The organism is Aeromonas tecta, assembly GCF_000820185.1.
In the GTDB taxonomy this organism is placed as follows: Bacteria; Pseudomonadota; Gammaproteobacteria; order Enterobacterales; family Aeromonadaceae; genus Aeromonas; species Aeromonas tecta.
In genome coordinates, this window is sequence record NZ_CDCA01000034.1 from 150,381 (window position 1) to 173,754 (window position 23,374).

The window sequence follows — 23,374 nt, forward strand, 5'->3', positions numbered from 1 at the left end:
CACCCCGGCATACCGGGGGACGGGCCGCCACGATGCGGCCAGTTTCAGGGCGAGGGCGCAGGCTGCGTTCGTCCATCCATCTCGGGCCTCGCCCGTTTATTTTTGGGGAATATCATGACTCTCAGCGTTATCGGTAATCTGGCCATCCTGGCCATGTTGTTGCTGTTTCTCTATCGGTTGCAACAGACCCACGTCAGCTTCACCCGCCGGGTCTTCTCCGGGCTGGGGCTGGGCATTCTGTTCGGCGGCGCGCTGCAGCTGTTGTACGGGGTCGGCTCGGACGTACTGGTGCAGACCAATGACTACCTGGACATCGTCGGCAGTGGCTATGTGAAGCTGCTGCAGATGATCATCACCCCGCTGATCATGGTCTCCATCATCGGCGCCATCCTCAAGCTGAGTGGCGGCAGCGCACTCGGCCAGATCAGCGCCATGACCATAGGCGTACTGATCTTCACCACCATGCTGGCCGCCGGGGCGGGTATCCTGATGTCCAACCTGTTCGGCCTGACCGCCGAGGGGCTCACCGCCGGCGCCGCCGAGACCGCCCGTGGTGCGGCCTTGCAGACCAGCCTCGGCAGCGTCGAGAGCATGTCCTTTGCCAAGATGGTGCTGGAGTTCATTCCGGCCAATCCCTTCCTCGACATGACGGGCGCGCGCAAGACCTCTACCATCGCCGTGGTGATCTTCTCCATCTTCATCGGGGTGTCGGCCACTGGCATCGCCCGCAAGAAGCCGGAGATCTTCGCCAGCTTCGACCGCTTCATGCAGGTCGCCCACGTCATAGTAATGCGGATGGTGACCTTGGTGCTGCGCCTCACTCCCTATGGCGTGCTGGCGTTGATGGCCAAGGTGGTCTCCGGCTCCAACTATGCGGATATCCTCAACCTGCTGAACTTCGTACTGGCTTCCTACGGCGCCATCGCCCTCATGTTCGGCGTGCACCTGCTGCTGGTGAGCCTGGTGGGTATCAACCCGCTGCGCTTCCTGAAGAAGATCATGCCGGTGCTGGCTTTCGCCTTCACCTCGCGCACCAGCGCGGGCTCGATCCCGATGAACGTGCAGACCCAGACCCGGGTCCTTGGCATCCCGGAAGGCATCGCCAACTTCGCAGCCTCCTTCGGTGCCACCATAGGCCAGAACGGCTGCGCCGGTATCTATCCGGCCATGCTGGCGGTGATGATAGCGCCGACCGTTGGGGTCAATCCGCTGGATCCCGGCTTCATCATGACGCTGATCGCCATCATCACCGTGAGCTCGTTCGGGGTGGCCGGTGTGGGTGGCGGCGCCACCTTCGCGGCACTGATCGTGCTCTCCGCGCTGGACTTCCCGGTGGCACTGGCGGGTCTGCTCATCTCCATTGAGCCGCTCATCGACATGGGCCGCACCGCCCTCAACGTCTCCGGCTCCATCACCGCCGGCACCGTCACCAGCCGGTTGATGGGACAGACCGACATGGTGGTATTCAACAGCGATGCCGAGGTCAGTCTGGACGGTGAAGAGTCCGTGGTCTGAGCTGTTTCGCGGGACTCGTTCCCCGAGTCATCGAATCATCAAGGGGAGGCGATGCCTCCCCTGTCGTAGCAGGAGTCAAACAATGCGTATTGTGATCATCGGTGGCGAAGCCGCCGGCATGAGTGCGGCCGCCAAGGCCCGCCGCCTGGCAAAGGATGCCGAGATTGTGGTGTATGAGGCCTCCGAGGTGATCTCCTTCGGTGCCTGCGGCCTGCCCTATTTTGTCGGCGACGACTTCCAGGATCCGGGCTTCATGGCCGAGTTCAGTGTCGAACAGTTCGCCGCCAAGGGGATCGAGGTCAAGACCGGTCACCGCGTGAGCGCGCTGGATCCCAACAGTCAGACCATCACCGTCGAGCACAATGGCGACAGCTTCAGCGATCATTACGATCGGCTGATGATCGCCACCGGTGCCCGTGAAGCGATGCCGCCGATTCCCGGCTTGCAGCAGCAAGGGGTGTTCGGCCTGCGCCGCATGGCTGACGGACTGGCACTCAAGGCCGCGGTACGGGATGGCCGCAAGCAAAAGGCGGTGGTCATCGGCTCCGGTTTTATCGGGCTGGAAGTGGTGGAAGCGCTGGTCCATCAGGGTAAAGAGGTGCGCCTCATCGAGCTGGCAGAGCGGGTCATCCCCGATGCCTTCGATAGCGAGATAACCCAGCACCTCGAGACCGAACTGCGCGAACAGGGCGTCTCGCTGCATCTGGGCGAGCGAGTCGAGGCCTTGCTGGGGGAAGGGGGTGTGACTGGTGTGCGCACCAACCAGGGCGTGTACGAGGCCGATATCGTCGTGGTTTGCACCGGGGTCAGACCCAATACCGAGTTCCTGGCCGAGACCGGCATCAAGCGACTGGTCAACGGCGCCATCGAAGTAGACCGGCAGGGCCGCAGCTCGCTGCCGAACGTCTGGTCGGCGGGGGATTGCGCCAGCGTCTGGCACAGCGTGAAACAGCAGCAGGTCTATGTGCCGCTTGCCACCATCGCCAACAAGCTGGGGCGCATGGTGGGGGAAAACCTGGCCGGGGCCGAACTGGAATTCCCGGGCACCCTGGGCTCGGCGGCGCTCAAGGTACTGGGGCTGGAGGCTGGTCGCACCGGGCTTTCAGAGAAAGAGGCCCAACAAATGGGCATCGACTATCGCACCGTCGTAATCAAGGACAAGTGCCACACCAACTACTGCTCCGGTCAGTCCGACATCCACGTCAAGCTGGTGTATGAGGCGACCAGCAAGCGGCTGCTGGGTGGCCAGATCCTGGGACGCAAGGGGGCGGTGCACCGCATCGATGCACTGGCGGTCGCTATCACCATGGGGGTGACCACTGAGCAGCTCGGCATGCTGGACTTCGCCTACGCGCCACCCTTCTCCCGCACCTGGGACGTGCTCAACGTGGCGGGCAATGTGGCCAAATAGCCATGTAGTGACGGCGGCACAGGTCTCTGCGCCGTCTCTTTCTCGCACCGGAAATATGCTTATGTGGGACGACATATTGTGACATGGGGTGGAAATCAATGACGGAGGCCCTCAATGTGATGACGGCTTCAAGGTTCGCCCTCCAATACCAAGTTAGGACAGCATAAAAAAGCCCCTCGCGGGGCTTTGTTGTTTTTTGAACGATCTACTTCTTGTTCTTGGAGAGGGCGGCGGCGAAGGCGTTGCCCATGGCGCCTCCCAGGGGGGCAGCTGGGGTTGGCTTGTTGCCAGCCGCACTCTTTGGCTTGGAGTTGCCCGCCGATGATTGACGCTGCTCTGCCGGTTTGCGTCCCGGCCCGCGCTGCTCGCCGGCTTTTTCATCGAGGCGCATGGTGAGGCTGATGCGCTTGCGCGGGGCATCCACCTCCAGCACCTTGACCCTGACGATGTCACCTGCCTTGACCACTTCGCGGGGATCCTTGATGAAGCGATCGGTGAGGGAGCTGATATGCACCAGCCCATCCTGATGCACGCCAATGTCGACGAAGGCGCCGAAGTTGGTGACGTTGGTGACCACCCCTTCCAGCACCATCTCGGGCACCAGATCGCTGATCTTCTCCACCCCGTCCTTGAAGGTCGCGGTCTTGAACTCAGGGCGCGGATCGCGGCCCGGTTTGTCCAGCTCGCCGATGATGTCGGTGACGGTGGGCACCCCGAAGCGCTCATCCGTGTAGTCGGCGGGCTTCAGACCGCGTAGCAGGCTGCTGTTGCCGAGCAGGTTTTCTACCTGCTGCTGGAGCTGCGCCAAGATCCGCTCCACCACGGGGTAGGATTCCGGGTGCACCGCCGAGCCGTCCAGCGGGTTGCTGCCACCGCGGATGCGCAGGAAGCCGGCGCACTGCTCGAAAGCCTTGGGACCGAGCCGGCTCACTTTCAGCAGTTGCTGGCGATTACGGAAGGCGCCGTTGTCGTCTCTATAGGCGACGATGTTCTGGGCCATGGTCTGGGAGAGGCCGGAGACCCGGTTCAGCAGGGCGACCGAGGCGGTGTTCACATCCACCCCGACCGCGTTCACGCAATCTTCGACCACTGCGTCCAGTCGGCGCGCCAGCTGGCTCTGGCCCACGTCGTGCTGATATTGGCCGACCCCTATGCTCTTAGGATCGATCTTGACCAACTCGGCCAGGGGATCCTGCAGCCGGCGGGCGATGGAGACGGCACCACGGATGGAGACGTCGAGATCCGGGAACTCCTGAGAGGCGAGCTCGGAGGCGGAGTAGACCGAGGCACCGGCCTCGCTTACCACGATTTTCTGCGCCTTGGCGGCGGGGTAGCGCTCGAACAGATCGCTGACCAGTCGGTCAGTTTCCCGGGAGGCGGTGCCGTTGCCGATGCTGATGAGTTCGACCTTGTGCTTCTGGCACAGCTCGTTCAGGGTGCGCAGGCTCTGATCGACCTGCTTCTTGGGTTCGAACGGGTAGATGGTGGCATGATCGACCAGCTTGCCGGTGGCATCGACTACGGCGACCTTGACCCCGGTGCGGATGCCGGGATCCAGCCCCATGGTGCAGCGCATGCCGGCCGGCGCCGCCATCAGCAGATCCTGCAGGTTCATGGCAAACACCTTGATCGCCTCTTCTTCTGCACTCTCACGGACGCGGCCGATAAGCTCAGTTTCCATCTGCAGGGAGAGTTTGATCTTCCAGGTCCAGCTCACCACGCCCTGCAACCATTTGTCTGCCGGGCGGCTCTGCAGGTTGAGTCTGAGGTGATGAGTGATGATGCCCTCGCAGGGGCTGACGCTGTCATCGTCGCCGGTGACCAGCGCCAGGTTGAGTATCCCTTCGTTGCGGCCGCGCAGCATGGCCAGCACCCGGTGGGAGGGTGCCTTGTGCAGGGGCTCGTCATGTTCGAAGTAGTCCTTGAACTTGGCCCCTTCCTGCTCCTTGCCCGCCACCACCCGGGCGCGCAGGGTGGCGTTGTGCCACAGGTAGTCACGCAGCTTCTCCAGCAGATCCGCCTGCTCGGCGAAGCGCTCCATCAGGATGTAGCGGGCGCCGTCGAGGGCGGCCTTGGTATCGGCGATACCCTGCTCTGCATTGAGGAAGGTGGCGGCCTCCTGCTCGGGATCCCGCATGGGATCGGTCAGCAGCAGATTGGCCAGCGGCTCGAGCCCGGCCTCGATGGCCATCTGCCCCTTGGTGCGGCGCTTGGGTTTATAGGGCAGGTAGAGATCTTCCAGCCGGGTCTTGCTGTCGGCTTCGTTCAGATCGCGCGCCAACTCCGGGGTGAGTTTGCCCTGCTCCTCGATGGAGCGCAGGATCACCTGGCGGCGATCCGACAACTCGCGCAGGTAGCCGAGTCGGCTCTCCAGGGTACGCAACTGGCTGTCATCCAGGCCGCCGGTCACTTCCTTGCGGTAGCGAGCGATGAAGGGCACGGTCGAGCCTTCATCCAGCAGGCGCACGGCCGCCTCTACTTGTTCCGGGCGAGCGTTGAGCTCGGTGGCGATCTGTCTCTCTATGCTGTTCATCGGGGCTCTCTGCGATCGGGTCCATTCCGCTCACCCTGTGGTGTGCATCGGGAACGCCTGGGGTCGGGTCTGCGCTGACGCGCCAAGTGTGAGCACTATATGGGGTCGGGGCAGGGGATGCCAGCCCAGCCAGGGCAAGGGGCGACGGACTGCGCTGTCTGGGGGCTGGCTAGGCGAGCCTTCTCGGCAGGATTATTTGGGGTAGCTTATCTCGTTGACATACCAGCAGGCGTCACCCACTGGCGTACGCACTATGGCCTCGTCGCCGACCTCTTTCTTGAGCAGGGCGCGGGCCATGGGGGAGTCGATGGAGATGTAATCCTTGCGGCCGAAGATCTCGTCGTAGCCGACGATGCGAAAGCGCTTGGTCTCTCCCTCCTCGCTTTCCACCTCGACCCAGGCGCCGAAGAACACCTTGCCCTCCTGGGAGGGGGCGTAATCGACTATGGTCAGCTCCTCCAAGCATTTGCGCAGGTAACGCACTCGGCGGTCGATCTCCCGCAGCCGTTTCTTGTTGTACTGGTAGTCGGCATTCTCGCTGCGATCCCCGAGGCTGGCCGCCCAGGCGACCTTCTTGGTAACCTCGGGCCGCTCTTCCCGCCACAGCATATCGTGCTCTTGTCGCAGCAGATTGTAGCCTTCACGGGTGATGAGTTTGGTTTTCATACGCTAATCAGTCCCTTGCGCCAGCATGGCGGGTTGCGTTCTATTGCACGGGATCTTAGCCATTGCCGTCTAGCTGTCGAGCAAAAAGGTGCCGATGGATTGTCCGCCCAGGGTGGAGTCGTCCCCAGTTCTGCCGGGTTGGGGGTAATAACCGGTAACATATTTATGCTTTGCCGTTGCCGGGAGCCGCCCTAGTATTGAGGCAATAGAGAGGAGAGGTGGCAATGAGTCAGCAATATAAGGTTCTGGTGGTCGACGACGACTTGAAATTACGTTCCCTGCTGGAGCGTTACCTCACCGAGCAGGGGTTCATGGTGAGGGGCGTGGCCAACGGGGAGCAGGCCGATCGCCTGCTGACGCGCGAGAACTTCAGCCTGATGGTGCTGGATCTGATGCTGCCGGGGGAAGACGGGCTCTCCATCTGCCGCCGCCTGCGTGAGGCGGGTAACCAGATCCCGGTGTTGATGCTCACCGCCAAGGGAGATGAAGTGGATCGCATCGTCGGGCTCGAGATGGGAGCCGACGACTATCTGCCCAAACCGTTCAATCCCCGTGAGCTGCTGGCCCGGATCCGCGCCGTGCTGCGTCGCCACACCGTCGAGCTGCCCGGCGCCCCCTCCGCGGCCGAGAAGATGGTGAGTTTTGGCACCTATCAACTCAACCTGGCGACCCGCGAGCTGAGCCGCGATGGCGACCCCGTCGCCCTGACCAGCGGTGAGTTTGCGGTGCTCAAGGTGCTGGTGAGCCATCCCCGTGAGCCGCTCTCCCGCGACAAGCTGATGAACCTGGCAAGGGGCCGCGAGTACACCGCGACCGAGCGCAGCATCGACGTGCAGGTCTCCCGCCTGCGCCGCCTGCTGGAGCAGGATCCGGCGCAGCCCCGTTACCTGCAGACCGTCTGGGGTCTGGGCTATGTGTTCGTGCCGGACGGTGATGGCGCATGAAGAAAGTGAGCAGCATGTTCTCCCGCATGCTCTGGTTTTTGGCCGCCGTGCTGGTGGTCTATCAATTTGTCTCCTACGCCACCTTCTACAACTATCTGCTGTCACCGACCGTCAAGCAGATAAGCCACCTGCTGGCCAATCAGGTCAAACTGATCTTCCCCATCGACAGCAAGCAGCTGGCACTCAGTGAAGACGCCGAGGCGCTGGTCTATGTGGCGACCGGCAGCGATATCTATACCCAGAGTGAAGCGGAACAACATGGCCTCAACGAGTCCAAGCCTTATACCTATCTGGAAGAGAGCATCAGCCACGAGCTGAAGGGTCAGACCAAGGTCAGGGTCGAAATCCAGGATCACTACATCATCTGGATCCAGCCACCTCAGGCCAATCAGATGTGGGTGCGGATCCCGTTGACCGAGATCGAGGACGATGACATCGAGCCGCTGATCCTCTACATGAGCGTGTTGCTGGTGGTGACGCTGTTTGCCGCCTGGCGTTTCGCCCGTCAGCTGGTGCGCCCGCTGGAAGACCTGGAGGCGGGGGCCGTGGCGGTGGCGCGTGGCAACTTCCCCGATGCGCTGGGGGAGCAGGGGTCGCGGGAGGTGCGCCGGCTGACCCGCACCTTCAATCACATGTCGAGCTCCATCAAGCGATTGATCGAGGAGCGCAACATGATGATGGCCGGGGTCTCTCACGACCTGCGCACCCCGCTGACCCGCATCCGGCTGGCGACCGAGATGATGTCATCCGGCGACGAGTACCTTAAGGAGAGCATCAACGCGGACATCGATGAATCCAACGGCATCATCGATCAGTTCATCGACTACATCCGCCCAGACGAGGGGCTCGATACCCAGCAGATCGATCTGACCCAGCTGATCCACGATGCCTTGCTGATGCAGACCGATCAGGGTCTGGAAGTGGAACTCATTCTGCCGGAGCAGGCGGTGCGAGTGGCCTGCAACCCCATCAGCATCCGCCGTATTCTCAACAACCTGTCGGGTAACTCGTTGCGCTATGGCGCGACGCGGCTACAGGCGGAGTTGAAAGATGACGGCCACTGGGTACGGCTGCGGCTGTCGGACAATGGCCCCGGTATTCCGGCGCAGGATCACTCGCGGGTGCTCAAGCCCTTTACTCAGGGCAATGTGGCGCGCACCGGCGGTGGTAGCGGGCTGGGTCTGGCCATCGTCGCCAAGATAGTGTCCCAGCATCACGGCACCATCCGGTTGGGGGACGCTGAACTGGGGGGCTTGCTGGTGGAGATCCGGCTTCCCAAGCATCAGCCGCTGGAGTGGATAGATTGAGAGAAGGGCGCATCGATGGATGCGCCCTTCTGCTTTATCAGGCCTCGGGTTCAGCTTTCTTGCGGTAACGCTTGCCGTATTTGAGCTGCTGGATGAGCAGGGCCGCCACTATCAGTGCCAGCCCGATGGGGGTGGCCGGGTGTATGGTTTCACCGATCAGCAGGTTGAGCAGCACCAGGGAGGCGAACGGGGAGATGAAGATAAGGTTGCTGATGGGAGCCGTGTTGGTGGCGTGGCGCAAGGCCATCAGCCAGAGTACGAAGCCAAAGCCCATCTCGAACAGTCCCACATAGATGGCACCGGCCCAGCCTTGCCAGGCGGTCATGGCAAAATCAGCGAGCAGCCAGGTCGCCACCACAATGAAAGGCAGGCTGATGATAAAGCCGAGCAGCAGGCTGACCACGGGATCCCCCTGATTGCGGGTATTGAGGATCCAGTAGCCGGCCCAGATGAAGGTAGATACCAGCGCCAGCGCTACCCCGAGCGGGCTGTCGAACTGCAGGCCGAACACATCCCCCTTGGTAGCGATGACCAAAGCGCCGAAGTAGCCCAGCACGATGGCAACTCCGTCGCGGCGACGCAACTTCTGGCCTAGGAAGGGCACCGCCAGCAGGCTGAGGGTGATGGCCCAGGTGTAGTTGAGGGTCTGTGCCTGCTGGGCGGGCAGCAGATCGTAGGCCTTGAACAGCAACAGGTAATAGAGGAAGGGATTCAATAGCCCCAGCGCCAGATAGTAGAAGGGACGCGCCTTGATATAGTTCAGCAGCAGCGGCAGCTTGCCCTGTTTGGCGACGATGGCCGTCAACGTCAGGGTCGAGGTCAAGGCGGCCACGAGCAACAGTTGTACCGGCTCGAAGTAGGTGAGGGAGATCTTGAAGGCGGTGGCCACCGTTGACCAGAGGGCGACGGCGCAGAGCCCATATTGATAGGCTTTCTTTTGATCTTTGAGCATCGAGGTCGTTCCACTGACAGGGGGAGGGCGCAGTCTAGCAGTCTGCCTGCAACATTGTCGTCACCGCTTTACATTGAGCCGTTTACCTGCCGCCGGCGAGATCCATCTGCCACACGATATTGCGCACAATCTGTCCGCCCACGCTTGCGCGAATTGAAAAAACCCGTATAATCCCCTCCGCTTACCCATGAGGTAAGCCAGACGATATGTCTGCTTGCTGAGCTTCTCGTTTACGTGTCGCCAGCCATACAGTCCTCCCGATATGGGAGGAAACGTGAAAAACCACACCTCTGGCGGGATAATTCTCGGTCGGGCGGTGTTGGTTTATGTTCTTTTATCTATTGGAGCTCTGTCAATGCAGAACCAAAGAATCCGTATTCGCCTGAAGGCTTTTGATCATCGCCTGATCGATCAATCCACAGCGGAAATCGTTGAAACTGCAAAGCGCACTGGCGCGCAGGTTCGCGGTCCTATCCCGCTGCCGACTCGCAAAGAGCGCTTCACCGTCCTGATCTCCCCGCACGTCAACAAAGATGCGCGTGATCAGTACGAGATCCGCACTCACAAGCGTCTGGTAGACATCGTTGAGCCGACTGACAAGACCGTAGACGCCCTGATGCGTCTGGATCTGGCAGCCGGTGTAGACGTCCAGATCAGCCTGGGTTAATTACGGAAAGAGGTTGATAACAATGACAATCGGTCTTGTAGGTCGCAAAGTGGGTATGACTCGCATCTTCACTGAAGATGGCGTTTCTATCCCGGTGACTGTTATCGAAGTTGAAGCTAACCGTGTAACTCAGGTCAAATCTGTAGAAACCGACGGCTACAACGCTATTCAAGTTACCACTGGCGCCAAAAAAGCCAGCCGTGTAACTAAGCCGGAAGCTGGCCACTTCGCCAACGCTGGTGTAGAAGCCGGTCGCGGTCTGTGGGAATTCCGCTTGAACAACGGTGAAACTTTCACTGTTGGTAGCGAGCTGAAAGTAGATCTTCTTGCTGACGTTAAGCTGGTAGACGTTACCGGCACATCCAAGGGTAAAGGTTTTGCCGGTACTGTTAAGCGCTGGAACTTCCGCACCCAGGATATGACCCACGGTAACTCCTTGTCTCACCGCGCTCCGGGTTCTATCGGTCAGAACCAGACTCCGGGTCGTGTATTCAAGGGCAAAAAGATGGCTGGTCACATGGGTGCTGAGCGTGTAACGACTCAGAACCTGGAACTGGTTCGTGTTGACGCTGAACGTAACCTGCTGCTCATCAAAGGTGCAGTACCGGGTGCAACCAACGGCAACGTGATCGTCAAACCTGCCGTCAAAGCGTAACGTCTGAGGAGATAGTAATGGAATTGGTAATGAAAGACGCCAAGAGCGCTCTTGAAGTTTCCGAGACTACCTTCGGGCGCGAATTCAACGAAGCTCTGGTTCACCAGGTCGTCGTTGCATATGCCGCTGGTGCCCGTCAGGGTACTCGTGCGCAGCTGACTCGCTCTGAAGTGTCTGGTGGCGGCAAAAAGCCGTGGCGTCAGAAGGGTACTGGTCGTGCCCGTGCTGGCTCCATCCGTTCGCCCATTTGGCGTTCCGGTGGTGTGACTTTTGCTGCTAAGCCGCAAGATCACAGCCAAAAAGTTAACAAGAAGATGTACCGCGGCGCTATCCGTAGCATCCTGTCCGAGCTGGTACGTCAAGAGCGCCTGATCGTTGTTGAGAAATTCGGCATCGAAGCGCCGAAGACCAAAGAACTGATCGCCAAGCTGAAAGAGATGGAACTGACTGACGTTCTGATCGTGACTGCTGAAGTCGATGAGAACCTGTTCCTGGCTGCTCGCAATCTGTACAAAGTTGACGTGCGTGATGTTGCCGGTATCGACCCGGTCAGCCTGATCGCTTTCGACAAGATTCTGATGACTGCTGACGCAGTTAAGCAAATCGAGGAGATGCTGGCATGATCCGCGAAGAGCGTTTGTTGAAAGTTCTGAAGGCTCCGCATATCTCTGAAAAGAGCACCATGGTCGCAGAAAAGCAGAACACTATCGTGTTCAAGATTGCTGTTGATGCCACCAAGGCGGAAGTCAAAGCTGCAGTTGCGAAACTGTTCGAGGTCGAAGTTGAGACCGTCCGTACCCTGAACATGAAGGGTAAAACCAAGCGCTCAGGTGCGCGTGTAGGCCGTCGTTCCGATTGGAAAAAGGCTTATGTGACCCTGAAAGCTGGTCAGGACATCGACTTCATGGGCGCAGCCGAGTAAGAGGAGTTCTGAAAAATGGCAATCGTTAAGTGCAAGCCTACTTCTCCGGGCCGCCGCCACGTCGTTAAGATCGTCAATCAAGAGCTGTACAAGGGTAAGCCCTTCGCCGCTCTGCTGGACAGCAAAAGCAAGTCCGGTGGTCGTAACAACAACGGCCGTATCACTACCCGTCATATCGGTGGTGGTCACAAGCAACATTACCGTATCGTCGACTTCAAGCGCGACAAAGACGGTATCCCGGCTAAAGTAGAACGCCTGGAATACGATCCTAACCGTACCGCTAACATCGCTCTGGTGTTGTATGCAGACGGTGAGCGTCGTTACATCCTGGCGCCGAAAGGCCTGAAAGCTGGTGACGCTATCGCTTCTGGTGTTGATGCTGCAATCAAGGTGGGTAACACCCTGCCGATGCGCAACATCCCGGTCGGTTCTACCGTTCACGCCGTAGAGATGAAACCTGGTAAAGGTGCCCAGCTGGCTCGTTCTGCTGGTACTTTCATCCAGATCCTGGCGCGTGATGGTAACTATGTAACTCTGCGTCTGCGTTCCGGCGAAGTACGTAAAGTTCTGGCCGAGTGCCGCGCTACCATCGGTGAAGTCGGTAACTCCGAGCACATGCTGCGTCAACTGGGTAAAGCCGGTGCAAACCGCTGGCGTGGTATTCGTCCGACCGTTCGCGGTATGGCGATGAACCCGGTTGATCACCCGCACGGTGGTGGTGAGGGTCGTAACAAGGGCATGCAGCCTGTGTCCCCATGGGGCCAGAAGGCTAAAGGCTTCAAGACCCGTAAGAACAAGCGTACCGACAAGTACATCGTACGTCGTCGTAACAAGTAATTGTTAACATAGAGGAATCACCATGCCACGTTCTCTCAAGAAGGGTCCTTTTATTGACCTGCACTTGCTGAAGAAGGTAGAGAAAGCGGTGGAAAGCGGGGATAAAAAGCCGGTTAAGACCTGGTCCCGTCGTTCAATGATCATCCCGAACATGATCGGTTTGACCATCGCTGTCCATAATGGTCGTCAGCACGTTCCGGTTTTCGTTACCGAAGAAATGATCGGTCACAAACTGGGTGAATTCGCACCGACTCGTACTTATCGCGGCCATGCTGCTGATAAGAAGGCTAAGAAGCGCTAAGGGATAAATGATGGAAGCTATCGCTAAACACCGTTATGCCCGTACTTCTGCCCAGAAAGCTCGTCTGGTAGCCGATCAAGTACGTGGTCTGTCCGTAGACAAGGCTCTGACTCTCCTGACCTTCAGCCCGAAAAAGGCTGCTGTTCTGGTGAAGAAAGTGCTGGAATCTGCCATTGCAAACGCTGAGCACAACGAAGGCGCCGACATCGACGCCCTGCGTGTTGCTACTATCATGGTCGACGAAGGTCCCTCCATGAAGCGCATCCGCCCGCGTGCCAAAGGTCGCGCGGATCGTATCCTCAAGCGTACCGCTCACATCACTGTAGTGGTATCCGACGCTAAGGCTGGGAGATAAGCAATGGGTCAGAAAGTACATCCTAATGGCATTCGCCTGGGTATTACCAAGCCTTGGAATTCTACCTGGTTCGCGAACACCAAAGACTTCGCTGACAACCTGTACAGCGATTTTCAAGTACGCCAGTTCCTGACCAAGGAGCTGAAAAACGCTTCCTTGTCCAAGATCACCATCGAGCGTCCGGCCAAGAGCATCCGTGTGACCATTCACACCGCTCGTCCGGGTGTTGTGATCGGTAAGAAAGGCGAAGACGTTGAGAAACTGCGCAAAGCCGTCGCCGTAATTGCTGGCGTGCCTGCTCAGATCAACATTTCCGAAGTCCGCAAGCCGGAGCTGGATGGCAAACTTGTTGCCGACAGCATCACTTCCCAGCTGGAACGTCGCGTAATGTTCCGTCGTGCTATGAAGCGCGCCGTACAGAACGCCATGCGCCTGGGTGCCAAGGGCATCAAAGTGGAAGTGTCCGGTCGTCTGGGCGGCGCTGAAATCGCGCGTACCGAATGGTACCGTGAAGGTCGTGTGCCTTTGCACACCCTGCGTGCCGACATCGACTACGCAACTTCTGAAGCCCACACCACTTACGGTGTGATCGGCGTCAAAGTTTGGATCTTCAAGGGCGAAGTTCTGGGCGGTCTGGCTGCAGTCAATGCTGCCGCTGCTCAAGAGCAAGCTCCTGCAAAGCCCAAGCGTGACAACAAGCGCCGCGCTGCTAAGTAAGGAGATTCGGTAAATGTTGCAACCAAAGCGTACTAAATTCCGCAAGACCCACAAAGGTCGTAACCGCGGTCTGGCCAACTCAGGTAACGAAGTTTCCTTCGGTACCTTTGGCCTGAAGGCGACTACCCGTGGTCAACTGACTGCTCGTCAAATCGAAGCAGCCCGTCGTGCCATGACCCGTCACGTTAAGCGTCAGGGTAAGATCTGGATCCGTGTGTTCCCGGACAAGCCGATTACCGAAAAGCCCCTCGAAGTTCGTATGGGTAAAGGTAAGGGTAACGTCGAATACTGGGTATGCCCGATCCAACCTGGCAAGGTTCTGTACGAGATGGACGGTGTTCCTGAGGCTCTGGCTCGTGAAGCCTTCGCCCTGGCCGCTGCTAAGCTGTCCGTTCAGACCACTTTCGTAATTAAGACGGTGATGTGATGAAAGCCCAAGATCTGCGTCAAAAGAGCGTCGATGAACTGAACCAGGAGCTGCTGGGTCTGCTGCGTGAGCAATTCAACATGCGCATGCAAGCATCCACCGGCCAGCTGGCTCAGACTCACACTCTGAAACAAGTGCGTCGTGACGTCGCACGTATCAAGACTGTACTGACAGAGAAGGCAGGTGCGTAATGACTGACAAAATCCGTACTCTGCAAGGTCGTGTAATTAGCGACAAGATGGACAAGTCCATCACCGTCGCTATCGAGCGCAAGGTAAAGCACCCGATCTACGGTAAGATCATCAAGCGCACTACCAAGCTGCACGTACATGACGAAAACAACGAGTGTAAAGCTGGTGACCTCGTGGAAATCCGCGAATGCCGCCCGCTGTCCAAGACTAAGTCCTGGACCCTGGTTGCTGTCGTAGAAAAGGCCTAATTAGGTTCTTTTTTGCCCAAACGGCCCCCCTTCGGGGCCGTTTGTTTTTTAGGCTACCTTTTCAAAAAGAGCTGTGTTATAGTTTCGCGCCTTTTGAAGGCAGCCAGATCCCGAAAGGGATAAGAAGTAAACAAAGCGGAGCACTAAAATGATCCAGATGCAAAGTATGCTGGGTGTAGCCGACAACTCCGGCGCTCGCAGTGTAATGTGTATTAAGGTTCTGGGTGGCTCGCACCGCCGTTACGCCGGCATCGGCGACATCATCAAGGTTTCCATCAAGGAAGCCATTCCTCGCGGTAAAGTGAAGAAAGGTGATGTGTATAACGCGGTGGTCGTACGCACCCGTAAAGGCGTTCGTCGTCCGGACGGCTCTGTCATCCGTTTCGACAACAATGCGGCTGTTTTGCTTAACGGCAACCAACAGCCAATCGGTACTCGTATTTTTGGCCCGGTGACCCGTGAACTCCGTAATGAGAAGTTCATGAAGATTGTGTCCCTGGCACCCGAAGTACTGTAAGGAGTCGAACGATGGCAGCTAAAATCCGTCGCGAAGACGAAGTGATTGTTCTTACCGGCAAAGACAAGGGCAAGCGTGGCAAAGTCACTCAAGTTCTGATCGCAAAAGGTAAGGTTCTCGTGGAAGGCATCAACCAGGTGAAGAAACACCAGAAGCCGGTACCCGCTTTGGGTCAGGCTGGCGGTATCATCACCAAAGAAGCCCCGATCGATGTTTCAAACGTAGCGCTGTTCAACTCTGCCACTGGCAAAGCTGATCGCGTTGGTTTCCGGATTGAAGACGGCAAAAAAGTTCGTTTCTTCAAGTCTACCGGCGAACTTGTGAAGTAATTGGAGTTTAACGATGGCGAAACTGCATGATTACTACAGATCCGATGTAGCACAAGAACTGTCAAAGCAGTTCGGTTACAAGACGATCATGCAAGTCCCTCGGATCGAGAAAATCACCCTGAACATGGGTGTTGGTGAGGCGATTTCTGACAAGAAACTGCTGGAAAATGCTGCTGCCGATATGGCTGCCATTTCCGGTCAGAAGCCACTGATCACCAAAGCTCGCAAATCTGTTGCGGGCTTCAAGATTCGTGAAGGCTACCCGATAGGTTGTAAAGTAACCCTGCGTGGCGAGCGTATGTGGGAGTTCCTGGAACGGCTGATTTGCATCTCCGTACCGCGTATCCGTGACTTCCGTGGCCTGAACGCTAAAGCGTTTGACGGTCGTGGTAACTACTCCATGGGCGTGCGTGAGCAAATCATCTTCCCGGAAATCGACTATGACAAAGTCGATCGCGTCCGTGGTCTGGATATCACCATCACCACTTCCGCGAATACCGATGAAGAAGGCCGTGCTCTGCTGGCTGCCTTTAACTTCCCATTCCGCAAGTAAGGTTAGGGTTATGGCTAAAACATCCATGAAAGCACGTGAAGCAAAGCGTGCGAAGCTGGTAGCCAAGTTCGCCACTAAGCGAACCGAGCTGAAAGCTATCATCGTTGATATGAACGCTTCTGAAGAAGCGCGTTGGGATGCTGTCTTGCAACTGCAACAGCTGCCCCGTGATTCCAGTCCGTCCCGCCAGCGTAACCGTTGCAATATTACTGGTCGTCCGCACGGTTTCCTGCGCAAGTTTGGCCTGTCTCGCATCAAGGTGCGTGAGCATGCCATGAAGGGCGAAATTCCAGGTCTCAAAAAGGCCTCTTGGTAAGAATCTCGGGAGTTAGACTATGAGCATGCAAGATCCGATCGCGGACATGCTGACCCGCATCCGTAACGGTCAAGCGGCGAGCAAAGTTGCGGTTTCCATGCCTTCTTCCAAGCTGAAAGTGGCTATTGCCAAAGTGCTGAAAGAAGAAGGTTACATCGCTGGCTACTCCGTAGCAGGTGATGTGAAACCGGAACTGGAAATTGAATTGAAATATTTCCAAGGCAAGCCGGTTGTAGAACTGATCCAACGCGTGAGCCGTCCCGGCCTGCGTATTTACAAGCGCACTACTGATCTGCCGAAAGTCATGGGCGGTCTCGGTGTTGCTATCGTGTCCACGTCTAAAGGTGTGATGACCGACCGTGCTGCCCGTCAGGCAAGCATGGGCGGTGAGATCATCTGCTACGTCGCTTAATAGGAGGTCGGAAATGTCTCGCGTTGCTAAGGCACCCGTCACTATTCCTGCTGGCGTAGAGGTGACTCTGAACGGTCAAGAACTGTCCATCAAAGGTGGTAAAGGTTCTCTGGTTCGTTCCATCCACGCCGGTGTAGAAGTGACCAAAGAAGACAATGTACTGAAGTTCGCCCCGCGCGACGGCATCGCTGGTGCTGACGCTCAGGCCGGTACTGCACGTGCATTGGCTAACAACATGGTAATCGGTGTTACCCAAGGCTTCGAGCGTAAGCTGCAGCTGGTTGGTGTAGGTTACAAAGCCTCCATCAAGGGCAATGCTGTCGCGCTGGCCCTGGGCTTCTCTCACCCGGTAGAGCATGCGCTGCCGGCTGGTGTCACCGCTGAATGCCCAACTGCTACTGAGATCGTTCTCCGTGGTGTGGACAAGCAGCTGGTTGGCCAAGTCGCCGCCGATATCCGTTCTTACCGCGCTCCGGAGCCCTACAAGGGCAAGGGTGTACGCTATGCCAACGAGCAAGTGCGTACTAAAGAAGCTAAGAAGAAGTAAGGTAACACTATGGACAAGAAAGCAGCTCGTCTCCGTCGTGCTACTCGTGCTCGGAAGAAGATGCAGGAACTGGGAGCGACCCGTCTGGTTGTTCACCGTACTCCGCGTCATATCTACGCGCAGGTTATCGCAGCCAACGGTTCCGAAGTTCTGGCCTCTGCTTCAACAGTAGAGAAAGCCATCAGTGAAGCTCTTAAATACTCCGGTAATGCTGATGCAGCTACCGCGGTAGGTAAAGCAATCGCTGAGCGAGCTATTGCCAAAGGCGTTCAGAACGTATCTTTCGATCGTTCCGGTTTCAAGTATCACGGTCGTGTAGCCGCTCTGGCTACCGCTGCTCGTGACGCTGGTCTTCAGTTCTAAGCTAGGAGTCGAAGATGGCTAAAGTCGAATCTCAAGCCGGCGAACTGCAAGAAAAGCTGATTGCAGTAAACCGTGTTTCGAAAACTGTTAAAGGTGGTCGTATCATGTCCTTCACCGCGTTGACCGTGGTGGGTGATGGTAACGGCCGTGTAGGTTACGGTTACGGTAAAGCCCGTGAAGTTCCAGCTGCCATTCAAAAGGCAATGGAACAGGCTAAGCGTAACCTGAACAAAGTTGAGCTGAACAATGGCACTCTGCACCACCCGGTGCGTGGTGTTCACTCTGGCTCCACCGTGTTCATGAAGCCGGCCTCACAAGGTACTGGTATCATTGCAGGCGGCGCCATGCGTGCTGTGCTGGAAGTTGCTGGTATCCACAACGTGCTGGCTAAGACCTACGGTTCCACCAACCCAATCAACGTTGTTCGCGCAACTGTCGACGCTCTGGTACAGGGTCAATCCCCGGCCCAGATCGCTGCCAAGCGTGGTCTGCGCGTTGAAGAAATTCTGGGGTAATGCGACATGGCTAACACTGTAAAAGTAACTCAAACGCGCAGCTCTATCGGCCGTCTGCCAAAGCACAAGGCGACTCTGCGTGGTCTGGGTCTGCGTCGCATTGGTCACACCGTCGAGCTGGAGGATACTCCTTGCGTACGCGGCATGATCAACCAGGTTTATTACATGGTTAAGGTGGAGGGCTAAGCATGCGTCTGAACACTCTGTCTCCGGCCCCAGGTTCCAAGTCTGCTAAGCACCGTCCGGGCCGTGGTATCGGTTCTGGTCTGGGCAAGACTGGTGGTCGTGGTGTTAAAGGCCAAACCTCTCGTTCCGGTGGCGGCAAAGTCCGCAACGGTTTCGAAGGTGGTCAGATGCCTTTGAAAATCCGTCTGCCGAAGTTCGGTTTCTTCTCTCGCAAATCTTTGGTATCTGCCGAAGTGCGTCTGAACGAACTCGCCCTGGTAGAAGGTGATGTGGTCGATTTGAGCACTTTGAAGCAAGCCGGTGTTGTTACTAAGAACATCGTTTTCGCTAAAGTTGTTCTGTCTGGCAACATTGACCGTGCTGTGACCGTTCGTGGTCTGTCCGTCACCAAAGGTGCACGTGCAGCCATCGAGGCCGCTGGCGGTAAAATCGAGGAATAATCAGTACAATGGCTAAGAAACCAGGATTGGATGTTAAAGCACAGGGTGGTCTGAGTGAACTGAAGAGCCGTCTGCTCTTCGTTCTCGGGGCGATTATCGTTTTCCGTGCAGGCTCTTATGTGCCAATTCCTGGTATTGACGCCGCCGTACTGGCCGAGTTGTTCCAACAACAGAAGGGCACCATCATTGAAATGTTTAACATGTTCAGTGGTGGTGCACTCTCGCGTGCTTCTATTCTTGCACTGGGGATCATGCCGTACATTTCGGCGTCGATCATTATCCAGCTGCTGACTGTGGTTCACCCCGCTCTTGCTGAACTCAAGAAAGAAGGTGAATCCGGCCGTCGCAAGATTAGCCAATATACCCGTTGGGGCACGCTGGTTTTGGGAACTTTCCAGGCCATTGGTATTGCAACCGGTCTGCCGAATATGATGCAGGGACTCGTGACTCATCCGGGTTTGGGCTTCTATTTCACGGCCGTTGTGAGTCTGGTCACCGGTACCATGTTCTTGATGTGGTTGGGTGAGCAGATTACCGAGCGTGGGATCGGTAATGGTATCTCGTTGATTATCTTCACGGGTATCGTTGCTGGTTTGCCGCATGCCATTGGTGCTACGGCCGAACAGGCACGTCAAGGGGAATTGCACATCCTGCTGTTGTTGTTGCTGGGCTTGATTGTTTTCGCAGTGACTTACTTTGTGGTGTTCGTGGAACGTGGTCAGCGTCGTATCGTCGTTAACTACGCCAAGCGTCAACAAGGCCGCCAGGTATTCGCCGCGCAAAGCACACACCTGCCGTTGAAAGTGAATATGGCCGGTGTGATTCCTGCGATTTTCGCATCCAGCATCATCCTCTTCCCAGGGACCATTACCTCTTGGTTTGGTCAGGGCGAGGGCAAGGTAGCTGACGTTCTGCAGCAGGTCTCTATGGTCCTGCAGCCAGGTCAACCCTTGTATGAGATGCTCTATGCAGCAGCCATTATCTTCTTCTGCTTCTTCTATACCGCGCTGGTGTTCAACCCCCGCGAGACAGCAGATAACTTGAAGAAGAGTGGAGCCTTTATCCCGGGGATCCGCCCGGGCGAGCAGACAGCACGTTACATCGATAAGGTTATGACTCGCCTGACATTGGCAGGTGCGCTCTATATAACCTTTATCTGTCTGGTACCCCAGTTCTTGATGACTGCCTGGAACGTACAGTTCTATTTCGGTGGCACTTCGCTGCTGATTATCGTGGTAGTTATCATGGACTTCATGGCTCAGGTACAAACCCATATGATGTCTCATCAATATGGCGACGTCCTGAGGAAGGCCAACCTGAAGGGCTACGGCCGCTAAAGGTCGGCGTAGTTACGGAGTTAAGCAATGAAAGTTCGTGCTTCCGTTAAGGCAATCTGCCGTAACTGCAAAATCATCAAGCGTCACGGTGTGGTGCGTGTGATTTGCAGCGAGCCAAAGCATAAACAGCGCCAAGGCTAATTTTTACGGTTAGTACTTGCAACAAATAGTTGTGCTGGCTATTATGGCCAGCCAACTTTTGTTGTGTATTGGTTGACCGCCATGTATCCGCTCACGGGCTTTGTGGTGGTCGTTATCTACTCTACGTAGGAGTGAACAGTGGCCCGTATCGCTGGCATTAACATTCCTGACCATAAGCATGCAGTCATTGCGTTGACTGCGATTTATGGCGTCGGTCGTACCCGCTCCAAGGCCATTTGTGCCGCAGCCGGTATTGCTGAGAATGTGAAAATTAAAGACTTGGACGAAGCTCAGATCGAAAGTCTGCGCGAGCAAGTAGGTAAATTCACCGTTGAAGGTGACTTGCGTCGTCAGATTTCCATGAACATCAAACGCTTGATGGATCTGGGTTGCTACCGTGGTTTGCGTCACCGTCGTAGCCTGCCTGTTCGTGGTCAACGTACCAAGACCAACGCTCGTACCCGTAAGGGTCCGCGCAAGGCTATCAAGAAGTAACGGGAAGGTAGAAAATGGCTAAAACTCCGACTCGTGCTCGCAAGCGCGTTAAAAAGCAAGTGAGCGACGGTATCGCACACGTTCATGCATCTTTCAACAACACAATCGTGACCATTACCGACCGTCAGGGCAATGCTCTGTCATGGGCTACCTCTGGTGGTTCAGGTTTCCGTGGTTCCCGTAAGTCCACTCCGTTTGCTGCCCAGGTAGCTGCTGAGCGTGCTGGTGAGATCGCCAAAGAATACGGCGTGAAGAACCTGGAAGTCATGGTCAAAGGTCCGGGTCCCGGTCGTGAGTCTTCCATCCGCGCTCTGAACGCGGCTGGTTTCCGCATCACTAATATTACTGATGTGACTCCGATCCCGCACAACGGTTGTCGTCCTCCCAAGAAGCGCCGCGTATAACGCTGTAGCTACTTGGTCTAGGATTGTTGGAGAAAGAAGATGGCAAGATATATCGGTCCTAAGCTTAAGCTTAGCCGTCGTGAGGGCACCGACCTCTTCCTGAAGTCTGGTGTTCGTGCGATTGATTCTAAGTGCAAGATTGACACCGTTCCTGGTCAACACGGTGCGCGTAAAGCGCGTCTGTCTGACTACGGTGTACAGCTGCGCGAGAAACAAAAAGTTCGTCGTATCTACGGCGTATTGGAAAAACAGTTCCGCAACTACTACCGCGATGCTGCCCGTCAAAAGGGTAACACCGGTGAAAACCTGTTGCAGCTGCTGGAAGGTCGTCTGGACAACGTCGTCTACCGTATGGGCTTCGGCGCTACCCGTGCTGAATCTCGTCAGCTGGTGAGCCACAAAGCCATCATGGTAAACGGCCGCGTTGTGAATGTTCCTTCTTTCCAGGTATCCCCTGAGGACGTGATCTGCGTTCGTGAGAAGGCTAAGAAGCAAGCGCGTATCAAAGCTTCCCTGGAAGTTGCTGGTCAGCGTGAGAAGCCGACTTGGGTAGAAGTTGACAACGCTAAGATGGAAGGTGCCTTCAAGCGCCTGCCAGAGCGTTCCGACCTGTCTGCCGACATTAACGAACAGCTGATCGTCGAGCTTTACTCCAAGTAAAGCTAGCTTCTAAAGAGAGGACACAATGCTGGGTTCTGTAACAGATTTTCTTAAACCGCGGCTAGTTGACATCGAGCAAGTTAGCCCGACTCATGCGAAAGTGACTCTCGAGCCGCTTGAGCGTGGTTTTGGCCACACGCTGGGTAATGCCCTGCGTCGTATTTTGCTGTCATCTATGCCCGGTTGTGCAGTTACTGAAGTCGAAATTGACGGAGTACTGCACGAGTACAGCAGCAAAGAAGGTGTACAGGAAGACATTCTTGAAATCCTGCTCAACCTGAAAGGTATCGCTGTGAAGCTGGAAGGCAAGGACGAGGTAACTCTGTCCCTGACCAAGTCTGGAACAGGCCCCGTTACCGCTGGTGATATCACTCACGGTGATGAAGTCGAGATCGTAAACCCGGAGCACGTAATCTGCCACCTGACGGGTGCCAATGCTGAAATCAGCATGCGCCTGAAAGTTCAGCGTGGTCGTGGTTATGTGCCTGCTTCTGCTCGTGTTCACAACGATGATGAAGAGCGTCCTATTGGTCGCCTGCTGCTGGACTCCGCGTTCAGCCCCATCGTTCGTATTGCCTACAATGTTGAGGCAGCACGTGTGGAACAGCGTACCGACTTGGACAAGCTGGTTATCGACATGGAGACCAATGGTACTCTGGATCCTGAAGAAGCCATCCGTCGTTCTGCCACTATTCTGGCTGAGCAACTGGAAGCCTTCGTGGATCTGCGCGATGTCAGCGTGCCCGAGAAGAAAGAAGAGAAACCCGAGTTTGATCCGATTCTGCTGCGTCCTGTCGATGATTTGGAGCTGACAGTTCGTTCTGCGAACTGTCTGAAGGCAGAAGCTATCCACTATATTGGTGATCTGGTACAGCGTACCGAAGTCGAGTTGCTTAAAACTCCTAACCTCGGTAAGAAGTCCCTGACTGAGATCAAGGACGTGTTGGCCTCCCGTGGTCTGTCTCTTGGCATGCGCCTCGAGAATTGGCCGCCCGCCAGCATCGCTGACGAGTAATCCAGATTACGGGTTTCACAGATTTAGTTAGAAGGATAAGGTCATGCGCCATCGTTTGAGTGGTCGTCAACTGAACCGGAACAGCAGCCATCGTCAGGCTATGTTCCGTAACATGGCCAGCTCCCTGGTTCGTCATGAGATCATCAAGACGACTCTGCCTAAGGCAAAAGAGCTGCGTCGTGTAGTTGAACCGCTGATCACCCTTGCCAAGACTGATAGCGTTGCTAATCGTCGCCTGGCATTTGCCCGTACTCGCGATAACGCGATCGTGGCTAAGCTGTTCAATGAACTGGGCCCGCGCTACCTGGAGCGCGCCGGCGGTTATACTCGCATTCTGAAATGCGGTTTCCGTGCAGGCGACAACGCCCCAATGGCTTATATTGAGCTGGTAGACCGCCCGGCCGCTGCTGAAGCAGCTGCTGAGTGATAAAGAAAAAGCCGGGCTTGTCCCGGCTTTTCTTTTAAGGGATTCTGATACTGCCTCAACTGCCTCAAC

At 56.6% G+C, this 23,374-nt stretch carries 35 protein-coding genes; 32 read left to right on the top strand and 3 right to left on the bottom strand.

Annotated features, from left to right (window positions below):
* The first annotated feature begins 114 nt into the window (after nt 1-114).
* Both BN1137_RS14635 and BN1137_RS14640 read left to right on the top strand, forming a co-directional pair.
* Nucleotides 115-1,515, top strand: coding sequence for an L-cystine transporter (locus tag BN1137_RS14635; RefSeq protein ID WP_050719319.1), 1,401 nt, complete (start codon nt 115-117; stop codon nt 1,513-1,515).
* Nucleotides 1,516-1,597: 82 nt separating this feature from the next.
* The gene (locus BN1137_RS14640) at nt 1,598-2,926 is read left to right on the top strand and encodes a CoA-disulfide reductase (protein WP_050719320.1); all 1,329 of its coding nucleotides are present in this window, start codon (nt 1,598-1,600) and stop codon (nt 2,924-2,926) included.
* A 205-nt stretch (nt 2,927-3,131) separates the two neighbouring features.
* On the opposite strand, the gene BN1137_RS14645 is transcribed toward BN1137_RS14640, so the two are convergent.
* Both BN1137_RS14645 and greB read right to left on the bottom strand, forming a co-directional pair.
* The gene (locus tag BN1137_RS14645) at nt 3,132-5,459 is read right to left on the bottom strand and encodes a Tex family protein (RefSeq protein WP_050719321.1); all 2,328 of its coding nucleotides are present in this window, start codon (nt 5,457-5,459) and stop codon (nt 3,132-3,134) included.
* A 192-nt stretch (nt 5,460-5,651) separates the two neighbouring features.
* Entirely contained in the window at nt 5,652-6,125 is a 474-nt protein-coding gene (gene greB, locus BN1137_RS14650) for a transcription elongation factor GreB (RefSeq protein ID WP_050719322.1), read from the bottom strand.
* Nucleotides 6,126-6,349: 224 nt separating this feature from the next.
* Between greB and ompR the strand changes: the two genes are divergently transcribed.
* Both ompR and envZ read left to right on the top strand, forming a co-directional pair.
* Complete coding sequence (gene ompR, locus BN1137_RS14655; RefSeq protein WP_050719323.1) at nt 6,350-7,069, top strand: osmolarity response regulator transcription factor OmpR; 720 nt, start codon at nt 6,350-6,352, stop codon at nt 7,067-7,069.
* Nucleotides 7,066-8,376 carry a two-component system sensor histidine kinase EnvZ gene (envZ, locus tag BN1137_RS14660; protein ID WP_050719324.1) on the top strand — a complete coding sequence of 437 codons (1,311 nt, stop codon included), beginning with the start codon at nt 7,066-7,068 and terminating at the stop codon, nt 8,374-8,376. Before ompR ends, envZ begins: the two co-directional genes overlap by 4 nt.
* A 37-nt stretch (nt 8,377-8,413) precedes the next feature.
* Here envZ and BN1137_RS14665 read toward each other — a convergent pair whose 3' ends face one another.
* Nucleotides 8,414-9,328: a DMT family transporter gene (locus BN1137_RS14665; RefSeq protein WP_050719325.1), complete on the bottom strand. Its 915-nt coding sequence runs from the start codon at nt 9,326-9,328 to the stop codon at nt 8,414-8,416.
* Between the two features lie 355 nt (nt 9,329-9,683).
* Between BN1137_RS14665 and rpsJ the strand changes: the two genes are divergently transcribed.
* From rpsJ to rplQ, 28 genes are all read left to right on the top strand, one after another.
* Nucleotides 9,684-9,995 carry a 30S ribosomal protein S10 gene (gene rpsJ / locus BN1137_RS14670; protein ID WP_005307944.1) on the top strand — a complete coding sequence of 104 codons (312 nt, stop codon included), beginning with the start codon at nt 9,684-9,686 and terminating at the stop codon, nt 9,993-9,995.
* A 22-nt stretch (nt 9,996-10,017) separates the two neighbouring features.
* Nucleotides 10,018-10,650 carry a 50S ribosomal protein L3 gene (gene rplC, locus BN1137_RS14675; RefSeq protein WP_050719326.1) on the top strand — a complete coding sequence of 211 codons (633 nt, stop codon included), beginning with the start codon at nt 10,018-10,020 and terminating at the stop codon, nt 10,648-10,650.
* 17 nt (nt 10,651-10,667) lie between these two features.
* Complete coding sequence (gene rplD / locus BN1137_RS14680; RefSeq protein WP_025325386.1) at nt 10,668-11,273, top strand: 50S ribosomal protein L4; 606 nt, start codon at nt 10,668-10,670, stop codon at nt 11,271-11,273.
* Nucleotides 11,270-11,572, top strand: coding sequence for a 50S ribosomal protein L23 (gene rplW, locus BN1137_RS14685; protein ID WP_005319747.1), 303 nt, complete (start codon nt 11,270-11,272; stop codon nt 11,570-11,572). Before rplD ends, rplW begins: the two co-directional genes overlap by 4 nt.
* A gap of 15 nt (nt 11,573-11,587) precedes the next feature.
* A complete protein-coding gene (gene rplB / locus BN1137_RS14690) occupies nt 11,588-12,409 on the top strand; it encodes a 50S ribosomal protein L2 (RefSeq protein ID WP_042652873.1) in 822 nt (273 codons plus the stop codon).
* 22 nt (nt 12,410-12,431) lie between these two features.
* On the top strand, nt 12,432-12,710 hold the full coding sequence (gene rpsS / locus BN1137_RS14695) for a 30S ribosomal protein S19 (protein ID WP_005307960.1): 279 nt from the start codon (nt 12,432-12,434) through the stop codon (nt 12,708-12,710).
* A gap of 10 nt (nt 12,711-12,720) precedes the next feature.
* Complete coding sequence (gene rplV / locus BN1137_RS14700; protein ID WP_005890899.1) at nt 12,721-13,065, top strand: 50S ribosomal protein L22; 345 nt, start codon at nt 12,721-12,723, stop codon at nt 13,063-13,065.
* Between the two features lie 3 nt (nt 13,066-13,068).
* Complete coding sequence (gene rpsC, locus BN1137_RS14705; protein ID WP_033130008.1) at nt 13,069-13,782, top strand: 30S ribosomal protein S3; 714 nt, start codon at nt 13,069-13,071, stop codon at nt 13,780-13,782.
* 13 nt (nt 13,783-13,795) lie between these two features.
* Nucleotides 13,796-14,209 carry a 50S ribosomal protein L16 gene (gene rplP, locus BN1137_RS14710; protein WP_033130009.1) on the top strand — a complete coding sequence of 138 codons (414 nt, stop codon included), beginning with the start codon at nt 13,796-13,798 and terminating at the stop codon, nt 14,207-14,209.
* Nucleotides 14,209-14,400, top strand: coding sequence for a 50S ribosomal protein L29 (gene rpmC, locus BN1137_RS14715; RefSeq protein ID WP_005319733.1), 192 nt, complete (start codon nt 14,209-14,211; stop codon nt 14,398-14,400). Before rplP ends, rpmC begins: the two co-directional genes overlap by 1 nt.
* Nucleotides 14,400-14,648 (top strand): 30S ribosomal protein S17, encoded by a 249-nt coding sequence (rpsQ, locus tag BN1137_RS14720; protein WP_005307966.1) that lies wholly within the window; start codon nt 14,400-14,402, stop codon nt 14,646-14,648. Before rpmC ends, rpsQ begins: the two co-directional genes overlap by 1 nt.
* A 148-nt stretch (nt 14,649-14,796) precedes the next feature.
* Nucleotides 14,797-15,165, top strand: coding sequence for a 50S ribosomal protein L14 (gene rplN / locus BN1137_RS14725; protein ID WP_005890908.1), 369 nt, complete (start codon nt 14,797-14,799; stop codon nt 15,163-15,165).
* Nucleotides 15,166-15,176: 11 nt separating this feature from the next.
* Nucleotides 15,177-15,494 carry a 50S ribosomal protein L24 gene (gene rplX / locus BN1137_RS14730; RefSeq protein WP_042652872.1) on the top strand — a complete coding sequence of 106 codons (318 nt, stop codon included), beginning with the start codon at nt 15,177-15,179 and terminating at the stop codon, nt 15,492-15,494.
* Between the two features lie 13 nt (nt 15,495-15,507).
* Nucleotides 15,508-16,047: a 50S ribosomal protein L5 gene (gene rplE, locus BN1137_RS14735; RefSeq protein WP_005890912.1), complete on the top strand. Its 540-nt coding sequence runs from the start codon at nt 15,508-15,510 to the stop codon at nt 16,045-16,047.
* A gap of 10 nt (nt 16,048-16,057) precedes the next feature.
* A complete protein-coding gene (gene rpsN / locus BN1137_RS14740; protein ID WP_005319722.1) occupies nt 16,058-16,363 on the top strand; it encodes a 30S ribosomal protein S14 in 306 nt (101 codons plus the stop codon).
* Nucleotides 16,364-16,382: 19 nt separating this feature from the next.
* Nucleotides 16,383-16,775 (top strand): 30S ribosomal protein S8, encoded by a 393-nt coding sequence (gene rpsH, locus BN1137_RS14745; RefSeq protein WP_050719327.1) that lies wholly within the window; start codon nt 16,383-16,385, stop codon nt 16,773-16,775.
* A gap of 13 nt (nt 16,776-16,788) precedes the next feature.
* Nucleotides 16,789-17,322, top strand: a complete 534-nt coding sequence (gene rplF / locus BN1137_RS14750; protein ID WP_005319720.1) for a 50S ribosomal protein L6 — start codon at nt 16,789-16,791, stop codon at nt 17,320-17,322.
* 9 nt (nt 17,323-17,331) lie between these two features.
* Nucleotides 17,332-17,685, top strand: a complete 354-nt coding sequence (gene rplR, locus BN1137_RS14755; RefSeq protein ID WP_005319717.1) for a 50S ribosomal protein L18 — start codon at nt 17,332-17,334, stop codon at nt 17,683-17,685.
* Between the two features lie 14 nt (nt 17,686-17,699).
* A complete protein-coding gene (gene rpsE / locus BN1137_RS14760) occupies nt 17,700-18,200 on the top strand; it encodes a 30S ribosomal protein S5 (RefSeq protein WP_011704318.1) in 501 nt (166 codons plus the stop codon).
* Nucleotides 18,201-18,206: 6 nt separating this feature from the next.
* Entirely contained in the window at nt 18,207-18,386 is a 180-nt protein-coding gene (gene rpmD / locus BN1137_RS14765) for a 50S ribosomal protein L30 (RefSeq protein WP_005307985.1), read from the top strand.
* A 2-nt stretch (nt 18,387-18,388) separates the two neighbouring features.
* Nucleotides 18,389-18,826: a 50S ribosomal protein L15 gene (gene rplO, locus BN1137_RS14770; protein ID WP_042652868.1), complete on the top strand. Its 438-nt coding sequence runs from the start codon at nt 18,389-18,391 to the stop codon at nt 18,824-18,826.
* Nucleotides 18,827-18,834: 8 nt separating this feature from the next.
* Entirely contained in the window at nt 18,835-20,163 is a 1,329-nt protein-coding gene (gene secY / locus BN1137_RS14775; protein WP_042652867.1) for a preprotein translocase subunit SecY, read from the top strand.
* Nucleotides 20,164-20,190: 27 nt separating this feature from the next.
* Nucleotides 20,191-20,304: a 50S ribosomal protein L36 gene (gene rpmJ, locus BN1137_RS22055; RefSeq protein ID WP_005319705.1), complete on the top strand. Its 114-nt coding sequence runs from the start codon at nt 20,191-20,193 to the stop codon at nt 20,302-20,304.
* A 138-nt stretch (nt 20,305-20,442) separates the two neighbouring features.
* A complete protein-coding gene (gene rpsM, locus BN1137_RS14780; protein WP_005307991.1) occupies nt 20,443-20,799 on the top strand; it encodes a 30S ribosomal protein S13 in 357 nt (118 codons plus the stop codon).
* Between the two features lie 14 nt (nt 20,800-20,813).
* Entirely contained in the window at nt 20,814-21,203 is a 390-nt protein-coding gene (rpsK, locus tag BN1137_RS14785) for a 30S ribosomal protein S11 (protein ID WP_005319702.1), read from the top strand.
* A gap of 39 nt (nt 21,204-21,242) precedes the next feature.
* The gene (gene rpsD / locus BN1137_RS14790) at nt 21,243-21,863 is read left to right on the top strand and encodes a 30S ribosomal protein S4 (protein ID WP_050719328.1); all 621 of its coding nucleotides are present in this window, start codon (nt 21,243-21,245) and stop codon (nt 21,861-21,863) included.
* Nucleotides 21,864-21,888: 25 nt separating this feature from the next.
* Nucleotides 21,889-22,878, top strand: a complete 990-nt coding sequence (locus BN1137_RS14795; RefSeq protein ID WP_005307997.1) for a DNA-directed RNA polymerase subunit alpha — start codon at nt 21,889-21,891, stop codon at nt 22,876-22,878.
* Between the two features lie 43 nt (nt 22,879-22,921).
* A complete protein-coding gene (rplQ, locus tag BN1137_RS14800; protein ID WP_005307999.1) occupies nt 22,922-23,305 on the top strand; it encodes a 50S ribosomal protein L17 in 384 nt (127 codons plus the stop codon).
* Nucleotides 23,306-23,374 lie beyond the last annotated feature (69 nt).